The 9,732-nt window shown below is 49.3% G+C and carries 6 protein-coding genes; 3 read left to right on the forward strand and 3 right to left on the reverse strand.

Translation table 11 applies throughout. The features are described from left to right. Positions 1 to 411 precede the first annotated feature (411 nt). Together JIE71_RS12305 and topA are read left to right on the forward strand one after the other, a co-directional pair. On the forward strand, positions 412 to 924 hold the full coding sequence (locus JIE71_RS12305) for a hypothetical protein (protein WP_199509017.1): 513 nt from the start codon (positions 412 to 414) through the stop codon (positions 922 to 924). Positions 925 to 1,144: 220 nt separating this feature from the next. Next, complete coding sequence (topA, locus tag JIE71_RS12310) at positions 1,145 to 3,790, forward strand: type I DNA topoisomerase (RefSeq protein WP_199509018.1); 2,646 nt, start codon at positions 1,145 to 1,147, stop codon at positions 3,788 to 3,790. A gap of 114 nt (positions 3,791 to 3,904) precedes the next feature. On the opposite strand, the gene JIE71_RS12315 is transcribed toward topA, so the two are convergent. Then, positions 3,905 to 4,465: a superoxide dismutase family protein gene (locus tag JIE71_RS12315; protein ID WP_199509019.1), complete on the reverse strand. Its 561-nt coding sequence runs from the start codon at positions 4,463 to 4,465 to the stop codon at positions 3,905 to 3,907. 375 nt (positions 4,466 to 4,840) lie between these two features. Further along, positions 4,841 to 7,348, reverse strand: coding sequence for an endopeptidase La (gene lon, locus JIE71_RS12320; protein WP_199509020.1), 2,508 nt, complete (start codon positions 7,346 to 7,348; stop codon positions 4,841 to 4,843). Between the two features lie 364 nt (positions 7,349 to 7,712). Here lon and JIE71_RS12325 point away from each other — a divergent pair, with 364 nt between their 5' ends. Next, the gene (locus tag JIE71_RS12325; RefSeq protein WP_199509021.1) at positions 7,713 to 9,074 is read left to right on the forward strand and encodes a Na+/H+ antiporter family protein; all 1,362 of its coding nucleotides are present in this window, start codon (positions 7,713 to 7,715) and stop codon (positions 9,072 to 9,074) included. 88 nt (positions 9,075 to 9,162) lie between these two features. Here the strand turns inward: JIE71_RS12325 and JIE71_RS12330 are convergent, their stop codons facing one another. Beyond that, positions 9,163 to 9,462, reverse strand: coding sequence for a hypothetical protein (locus tag JIE71_RS12330; RefSeq protein ID WP_228284692.1), 300 nt, complete (start codon positions 9,460 to 9,462; stop codon positions 9,163 to 9,165). Positions 9,463 to 9,732 lie beyond the last annotated feature (270 nt).

Consider the following 9,732-nt stretch of genomic DNA (forward strand, 5'->3'; position numbering starts at 1 on the left):
AGCCCGCAGGGACAGGACTCTTTTTTGCCGCTTCATCGTTAAAAATAAACGCTTAGAATGACTAAACTTATTATTTTTAACCTCGAATCGCCTAAAAAATAGTCGCTGTCAGTGCTATGGTCGAATGTTCAACACGCCCTAAGATTTAGCCATTTTAAGACTGCTAAATGAGTCAATGTGCCCATTGATGACACGCACTAGAGCAGCGGCTATCAATACTTATTATAAGACAGACGCTTTTTTATCGACAATCTCGTATCTGCCTTTATAATAGCGCCGCGATGCGATAGGATTTTTGAGGGCGTGATGCGTGTACCCTTGAATTTTAAGATTTTGCGCGCATTATGAGTGATGGACATTATTTTTTGTCGCTATTATTGGCATCAAAAGCGTATTAAGGCTTAATTGATTATGGGCATGTGGATTGGTATTTTTATCGCGCTGTTTGTATTGGGCAGCATGATGGCACTCAAACCAAGTGGTATTGACCAGCGTTTGGACAAGCTGCGAATGAGTGCGCGCCGACTACAACTCAACCCTAAGCTAATTGCGTGTCCTGATTGGATACGCGGCAAAGACGATGAGCACGGACGTGGCATGATGGCTCAATACGGTCTGGTGCTTGAAGGCAAAAAATTGCCACACGCGCGCTATCAAGCCGTCAACGGTGAGTGGCGTGCGACAGAAGGCGAGGGTATACCAGCCAATTTTGCGCTAGATAAAGTGGCGATTGATTTGCCACCGACCATTGCGCCTTTTGCTAAAGGTCTACTGATTAAAGCCAACAGCATCGTCATCTATTGGGAAGACATTGCTTATGTGCGCCCCGCGACCAATCCTAGCTACAACACGAGCGCAATAGAGCCTGACCTAATCGCTTTAAAAGAGCAACTGCACGCATGGACAATGCAGATGCAGCATTAATACGGCAAACAGGCCGTTGCTGCGTTACGTGTCATTTATTAACGGTTGACAGCTTAATGTTGAGCAGTGTAACGTCCTAAAGCATATCTCTTATGTAACGCTTATAATCTTATAATCATTTAGAGCAAAGACATACCCAATAGGCACAGCCGTCACCGTGCTTATTTTATAGCGCTTTTTTCCCCTTATTTTTTATTTGTTTATCATGGTGTCGTCAAATATGGCAAAACCCAAAAGCACACAAAGCCCCGCTGCCGAAGAAAACAGCAGTCACGGCAAATCCTTGGTTATCGTCGAATCGCCAGCCAAGGCAAAAACCATCAATAAATATTTGGGCAACGACTATATTGTGCGCTCAAGTATTGGGCATGTGCGCGATTTGCCCGTCAGTGGCAATAAAGGTGGCAAAAAAGCGACGACCAGCAAAAAAGACGACAGCCTAAGCAAAGAAGAAAAAGCCCAACAAGCCCTCGTACGCCGTATGGGTGTTGACCCTGAACACGGCTGGGCAGCGGTCTATGAAGTGCTGCCCAACAAGACCAAAGTCATTAAAGAGCTCAAAGCCCTTGCCAAAGACGCTGATAAAATCTATCTCGCGACCGATATGGACAGAGAGGGAGAGGCGATTGCGTGGCATTTAAAAGAAGTCATTGGCGGCGCGGACAGCAAATATCAGCGCGTGGTGTTTAACGAGATTACCAAATCGGCGATTCAAAATGCCTTTAAACAACCCGCCAAGCTCGATATTGACCGCGTGAATGCGCAGCAAGCGCGCCGCTTTTTGGATCGTGTGGTGGGCTTTATGGTCTCGCCCTTATTGTGGCAAAAAATCGCGCGTGGTCTGTCTGCAGGTCGTGTGCAGTCGGTCGCCATGCGTCTGGTCGTCGAGCGTGAGCACGAGATTCGCGCCTTTATTCCTGAAGAATACTGGCAAATCCATGCTGACACGCATCCAAAAGGCGGCAAACAAGACGCCGATAGCATCCGCCTAGAAGCAGTCAAACAAGACGGCAAAACCCTAAAGCTCGGTAACAAAGCGCAGACTGATGCGGTACTCGACATCTTAAAGCCTGCCGATTATGTGGTCAAAGCGCGCGAAGAAAAGCCGACCCAATCGCGTCCAAGCGCGCCATTTATTACCTCGACCTTGCAGCAAGCGGCAAGCACGCGCCTTGGCTTTTCGGTCAAAAAGACCATGATTCTTGCCCAGCGTCTGTATGAGGCAGGTCACATTACCTATATGCGTACCGATTCGACTTTCTTATCTGCCGATGCGTTGGGCGCGGCGCGTGAGCACATCGAGAGCAACTACGGCAAAAACTACTTGCCAGAAAAGCCCAACTTCTATGGCAACAAGCAAAACGCCCAAGAAGCGCACGAAGCGATACGCCCCTCGAACGTCAATATGAAGTCTGCGCAATTAAAAGGCGTGGAGCGTGATGCGGCGCGTCTGTACGAGCTGATTTGGCGTCAATTTGTCGCCTGCCAAATGCTGCCTGCCAAATACCTATCGGTCAATCTGATTGTCGGCGCGGGCAATGTCGAGCTAAAGGCACGCGGTCGTACCATGACCTTTGATGGCTATACCAAAGTGCTGTCGCCTGCCAAAGTAGACGACACACTATTGCCTGATGTCAAAGAGGGCGACGTGCTGGTACTCGACAAGCTCGACCCCAGCCAGCACTTTACCAAGCCGCCACCGCGCTACACCGAAGCGAGCCTCGTTAAGGAGCTTGAGAAAAAAGGCATCGGTCGCCCATCAACTTATGCATCTATCATCTCCACCATTCAAGAGCGCGGCTACGTCAAGCTCGATAACAAGCGTCTGTTCGCCGAAAAAATGGGCGACATCGTCACTGACCGCTTGACCGAAAGCTTCCCTGACTTGATGGATTACACCTTTACCGCCGCGCTTGAAGACAAGCTCGACCACGTTGCCGAAGGTGATCAAGATTGGAAGGACGTGTTAGACAACTTCTACACAGACTTTAAAATCAAGCTCGAGCACGCCAAAGACAAAGACGGCATGCGCCCGAACGACCCAACAGACGTACCCGATGTACATTGCGACCTATGTGACCGCCCAATGCAGCTGCGTACGGGTTCAACGGGCGTTTTCTTAGGCTGTACAGGTTACAACCTGCCGCCAAAAGAGCGCTGCAAAGGCACAAAAAATCTGATGCCTGTCGAAGCCTTTGCCAGCCTAGACGATGCCGACAGTGACGAGACCGCCGAAGTCAAAGACTTGATGGAGAAAAAACGCTGTCCAAAATGCGGCACGGCAATGGACGGCTATATCGTTGATGGCGGCTTAAAGCTGCACATCTGCGGCAGCAATCCTGATTGTGATGGCTACATCTTAGAAGAAGGCAAGTTTGAAGTCCCAGGCTCTGATGCGCCGACCATCGACTGTGACAAATGTGATGGACAGATGGAGCTAAAGACTGGGCGCTTTGGACCTTACTTTGCTTGTCAAAAATGCGACAACACGCGCAAAGTGCTCAAGAATGGCGAACCTGCACCACCGCGTATGGAGCCTATCGACATGCCTGAGCTCAAATCAACCAAGCATGACGACCACTTTATCTTGCGTGAAGGCGCGGCGGGCATGTTCCTTGCGGCATCGAAGTTCCCCAAAGTGCGCGAGACACGTCCGCCAAAGCTTGCCGAGCTGCGTCCGATTAAAGATAAGATGGAAGACAAGTTCCATTATCTGTTCGAAGCGCCTGATGAAGATCCTGATGGCAACCCAACCATCTTGCGCTGGTCGCGTAAGAAAAAAGAGCAGTACGTCGGCTCAGAGAAAAACGGCAAAGCCACGCGCTGGGGCGTATATTGGCGTAAAGGCGAGTGGGGGGAAGAATAACCCATAAACGCTATAAGTGCTAAACAGCACTTATAGATTTGCCTAATATAAAAGACGCAATAAAAAACCTCTTTATCATAAAGAGGTTTTTTTGTGCTTATCGTTTATTGATAATTACATCACTTCAGTGATAATGCCGCAAGCAATACGGTCACCTGATGCGCCTGATGGTTGACTCACATAATCATCAGCGCCTGCATGCACAATAACGGCGCGGCGGTTAACGCTATACTTACCCGCTTTAGCCGCGCTGATTTTCTTATTTACATAGTTAATTGTGGCCACGCCATCTTCATTAGCAGTAATGTTTGGCAAGTCGCCTGCATGACCCATCATGTCGTCTGGGTTTGAATGCGGATAGCCATCTGGATTAAAGTGTCCGCCTGCTGCCTTGCCCATCATATCGCAGCTACCTGTTTCATGGATATGTATGGCAACCGTTTCACCAGCGGGTAGCTGACTTATCTTACCGTAGACTTGTACGCCACCATCAACAGGGCGTAGATAGACTTGTCCAACTTCTTGATTTGAGCTATTAGTAGTTTTAATGACAGATTTCAGAGCTGGCTGGTTTAGTGGGTTGCCTGTTTTCAACTGACCTTGAGTACTTTGACAGCCTGTCATAGCAAGGGCTGAACCACAAAGTAACGCACTAGCGAGCATAATCTTTTTCATAATACTGTTCCTCTAATTGTTGTTTTTCATCTCTTCTTAATGACAAAAATAAGTATAGCCAAGCTGCTTGGCACATTATTCACCAATCGCGCAACAATCGGTTAATAAATGTAAGTCTTGTTGAGAATACATAAGCTAGTAACGGTGTTTGTCATGGTTTAACTGTTTGAGTTTGAAACCGTATGTTTCGTCATAAGAGATCTGCCTATATATACGTTTTTTATTATCTATAGCGGTATGCGTAAATAAAAGCAGTGAATTTGGTTGAAAAACTATGTTTGCAATAAATAATCCTTTTTCTATACACACAAAAAAGCCGCCCACACTCGGACGGCTGTTTTAACAAGTAGTTAATAACTAACGATTAATTAACGATTAGCTGTGCAATGTTTTTTTCGTGGTTTTGTCCACAGTGACTTTGGCAGGTTTTAGCGGGGTGGGCATACGCACCAGCGCCACTTTTAAGACCTCATCAATGGTCGAGACAGGCTGAATCTTAAGACCTTCTTTGACATTGTCAGGAATGTCAGCAAGGTCGCGCTCATTGCTGGCAGGAATCAATACGTGCTTGATGCCGCCGCGATGCGCTGCGAGTAGCTTTTCTTTTAAGCCGCCGATACGCAGGATTTTACCGCGTAGGGTGACTTCGCCTGTCATCGCCACGTCTGGGCGAATCGGGATGCCTGTCAATGCTGAGACCAGCGCGGTGGTCAGCGCGCCACCTGCAGACGGACCGTCTTTTGGCGTTGCGCCCTCAGGCATGTGTACGTGGATGTCGGTTGTTTTGACCGTTTCATAATCAATACCCAGACTGTCACCACGTGCGCGCACTACACTCATTGCGGCGCGGATAGATTCTTTCATCACATCGCCGAGTGAGCCTGTATACACCAGCTCGCCTTTGCCTTTCATGCCGACCGCCTCAATGGTCAATAGCTCACCGCCGACTTGCGTCCACGCGAGACCCGTGATGCGTCCGACTTCAGGGCTTTCTTCTGCTAGACCGTAGTCAAATTGATGTACGCCAAGGTAGTCAGAGACATTGTCCGCGTCAACGACCACAAGGTCACGTTCTGCCTTTTTCGGCGCGCGTGAGCCGTGTTCGGCAACCGAGCCGCGTACCACTTTACGGCAGATTTTGTTGACTTCACGCTCAAGGTTACGCACACCCGCTTCACGGGTGTAGCTGCGTACGATGCTGTGTAGCGCGGCTTCGACAATCTCAATCTCGCCTTCTTTTAAGCCGTTTTGCTTGATGGCTTTGGGCACAAGGTAACGCTGGGCGATATTGACTTTTTCTTCCTCGGTGTAGCCAGGCAGACGGATGACTTCCATACGGTCAAGCAGCGCAGGCGGAATGTCCATGCTGTTCGCAGTACAGATAAACATCACTTGCGATAAGTCCAAGTCCATATCGAGGTAATGGTCGTTAAAGCTGTCGTTCTGCGATGGGTCGAGTACTTCAAGCAATGCTGACGCTGGGTCACCACGGAAGTCTTGCGCCATTTTGTCCACTTCATCAAGTAAGAAGAGCGGGTTTTTGACTTCGACTTTGGCAAGCGACTGCACGATTTTACCAGGCATCGCACCGATGTAAGTACGGCGGTGACCGCGAATCTCAGCTTCATCACGCACGCCGCCAAGCGCCATACGCACAAACTTACGACCTGTCGCGCGGGCGATAGACTCACCTAGTGAGGTTTTACCCACACCTGGAGGGCCGACGAGGCACAAGATAGGACCGCGCAGCTTTTTCACGCGCGATTGTACCGCGAGGTATTCCAAGATGCGGTCTTTAACGTCTTTTAGGCCGTAATGGTCTTCATCCAAGGTCGCTTGCGCTTTATCAAGGTTGATAGACACTTTGGTCGTGGCATTCCACGGGGTGTCCAAAATCCACTCGATATAGTTGCGCACGACTGACGATTCAGATGAGGCAGGCGGCATCATTTTGAGCTTTTTAAACTCTTGCTCTGCTTTTTTGCGCACGTCTTCTGGCAAGTCGGCGTCTTCTAAACGCTGCTCTAATTCGCCAATATCGTCATCGGCATCAAACGAGCCATTGCCCATCTCAGAAAGCTCGTTTTTGATGGCTTTCATTTTTTCGTTTAAGAAATACTCGCGCTGATTGTCTTCCATCTGTTGACGTACGGCGTCTTGGATTTCTTGCTCGATGTTTTGTTCCGCGCTTTGCTTCACCAAGTATTCGGTCAAAGTATTGATGTGCGCTTTTAAATCGTTGTGCTCTAGGAACGATTGCTTGATGTCCAAGTCCATCGAGACGCGCGTTGAGATGAAGTACACCAGCTCAAGCAAATCATCAATGCGTTTGGCAACACGTACCAACTCGCGTGAGTTGCGCAAGCGGGCATCAGCGTAGCTTTCAAACAAGCTCACGAGCGCATTTAAGGTGTTTTTTTGCTGGCTTTCGTCCATATCAGTGGTGATATCGGCACGCGTAAAGTTCGCCATCAGCACCTCATCGTGTGCTTCTAGGCTGTCTACGTGGGCGCGGTATTGCCCTTCGATAAGAACTTTGATGCAATTTTCGTCACTGTCATGCGGCATGGTGCTGACGATGCGGCAAACCGTGCCGTATTGATACAGATTGTCTTGGTCAATCTCTTCAGTCAGTGAGTCTTTTTGCGCAACGACCAGTACTTTATCGCCATATTCGGCTTGTGCCAGCTCGACCGCCTTAACTGACGGCGCACGACCGACAAACAGCGCGATTTGCATATGTGGATAGACCACGACGTCACGGAGCGCGAGCAGTGGCAAGTAGGTTTCAGGCTTGTCACTTTGGCTCTCGGTCACGCTGTCGTCAGTGTGAGTGTCGATATCAATGTCGATGTTTTCTGGTTCGATTTTATGTTCAGTCATATATTTTTCCTCGTTCACCAGACTTGCAAAGTCAAGTTCGTGGTTCATGTTTAGATAAATGGTGTTGTTATCAAAAATTGCAAGGTTATGACATTTTTAGAAGTTAGGAAAAAGCGGTAGGGTCAAAGGGGGCAATAAGTCCAGCAAATACAGCAAGTGTTAACATCGGCGTCCGCCTGTGCGCCTGTCTTTATCATAAAACGCGCGCGTCACGCTTGTGTAGATAGTGTATGCCGTTTAAACATAGGTTTTGTAGCCAAAATCAGGTAAACTGGCGCGCATTTGCGTTGCAGGCGGGCGAGTCTGTGACGTGTTGATACGCATTTTAATTGAATGCGCGGTGTTGCAATCTAAGGGGCAAGATATGGCAATCAATGCGGTGCTGCTGGCGGTAGTGATTATGCTGGGGCTGTCACTGGCGCGGGTACACGTGGTATTAAGTTTGTTAATCGGGGCGCTGGCAGGCGGTCTGGTGGCGGGGCTTGGGGTGACGGATACGCTGGCGGCGTTTCAAGAGGGCATCCGTAACGGCGCAGAGATTGCGCTGTCATACGCGCTGCTCGGTGCGTTTGCGGTGGCGATTGCACATTCAGGCTTGCCGCAGTCGCTCGCGAGCAAGGTCATCGGGCGCATCGAAAAAGGCGGCGCGGGTCTGATGGTGAAGTACGGGCTGTTTGCAGGTCTCGTGCTGATGAGCTGCTTTAGTCAAAACCTGATTCCTATTCATATCGCCTTTATTCCGCTGCTCGTGCCGCCACTGCTGCTCGCGTTTAACCGCATGCAGATTGACCGCCGACTGGTCGCGTGTCTGATTACCTTTGGTCTGGTGACCACCTATATGTTTATTCCCTATGGGTTTGGCGATATTTACTTAAACCAAATCATGCTCAAAAACGTCGGCGAAGCGGGCATTGATGTCAGCGGTATTTCGGTCACACAGGCGATGGCGATTCCTGCACTTGGTATGCTGCTGGGCTTAATCGTCGCGGTGTTCTTTAGCTACCGTAAGCCCAGACATTATGAGCAGCTAAGTATTGATAAGACGGCGCGTGATGCCGTGGTCGAGGGCGACGCGCTCAGCCAAGCGGCGGTGTCTGCGGGCAGTCAAAGTACTATAAAAGCCCTTGGGGCGCTGGCAGCGATTGTCACCGCATTCGTGGTGCAGCTGTATACCGATTCGCTGCTCTTAGGCTCGATGTTTGGTTTTGGCGTCTTTATGGCGACAGGCGTGGTCAAATGGCGCGAAGCCGATACCGTGTTTAATGACGGCATCAAGCTGATGGCGATGATTGGCTTTATTATGATTACCGCGCAGGGCTTTGCTGAGGTCATGAAAGCCACCGAGCAAATCCAGCCGCTGGTCGATGGTGCGGCAGCCATGTTCGCGGGCAATCAAGCGATGGCGGCCTTTATTATGCTACTTATCGGCTTGATTGTGACCATGGGTATCGGCTCGTCGTTTTCGACCATTCCGATTTTGGCGGCGATTTATGTGCCGCTGTGTTTGTCGCTTGGCTTTTCACCGCTTGCGACTGTGGCGATTATCGGTACGGCAGGTGCGCTTGGCGATGCAGGTTCGCCTGCGTCAGATTCGACCCTTGGGCCGACATCGGGTCTGAACATTGATGGGCAACACGATCACATCAAGGACAGCGTGATACCGACCTTTATCCATTACAACATCCCGCTATTGGCGTTTGGTTGGATTGCGGCGATGGTGTTGTAAGTTTTTTTTGCTAAAAAGTCTTTCGTACAATAAAAGCGCCGCTGCTCGTGATAAGAGTAGCGGCGCTTTTTTACCTTGTGTTATTGGTTTAGTCCTGATCCAAGCCATTATCCAACTCACTCTCGTCAAATTCTTGTATCTCACCTTGCAAATGGCTGATAAACGCATCACTCTCCAACAGCAGTTCCGTCAATCGTTCCTCATTAATCACACTGCCCAAAAAATCAGCGCTAAATGGCTGCTCTTGGCTGTAGTAGCGCCGCTCACGCATGTCCTCATTGCCCGATAGCGCTTGCAAATGCTGCTCGACATGCTCGGCACTGGTCGTATTGTCATTATCCGATTGTTCGTTTGGCAAAGCGGTATGATCGGCGTCTTTGTTTGGCATGGCGGTATCCTTATTAGGGCGTGTTGAACATTCGCAAATAGGCACTGCTGATTGCTAAAATTGTTCCAGACAAGGCACAAAGCGACGATAATGCAGATGCCTTAGCAAGATTTGTAACGCAGTATGGGACAATTTTAGCATCAGCCCCAACGATAAAAGCAGGGGACAGGACTCTTTTTTGCCGCTTCATCGTTAAAAATAAACGCTTAGAATGACTAAACTTATTATTTTTAACCTCGAATCGCCTAAAAAATAGTCGCTGTCAGTGCC

Origin of the sequence: Psychrobacter sp. bablab_jr014, assembly GCF_016464015.1 — a bacterium.
In the GTDB taxonomy this organism is placed as follows: Bacteria; Pseudomonadota; Gammaproteobacteria; order Pseudomonadales; family Moraxellaceae; genus Psychrobacter.

Coding starts and splice junctions, on each gene's coding strand:
- topA (WP_199509018.1), top strand. CDS start 1,145: ATGGCAAAACCCAAAAGCACACAAAGCCCCGCTGCCGAAGAAAACAGC.
- JIE71_RS12315 (WP_199509019.1), bottom strand. CDS start 4,465: ATGAAAAAGATTATGCTCGCTAGTGCGTTACTTTGTGGTTCAGCCCTT.
- JIE71_RS12325 (WP_199509021.1), top strand. CDS start 7,713: ATGGCAATCAATGCGGTGCTGCTGGCGGTAGTGATTATGCTGGGGCTG.
- lon (WP_199509020.1), bottom strand. CDS start 7,348: ATGACTGAACATAAAATCGAACCAGAAAACATCGACATTGATATCGAC.
- JIE71_RS12330 (WP_228284692.1), bottom strand. CDS start 9,462: ATGCCAAACAAAGACGCCGATCATACCGCTTTGCCAAACGAACAATCG.
- JIE71_RS12305 (WP_199509017.1), top strand. CDS start 412: ATGGGCATGTGGATTGGTATTTTTATCGCGCTGTTTGTATTGGGCAGC.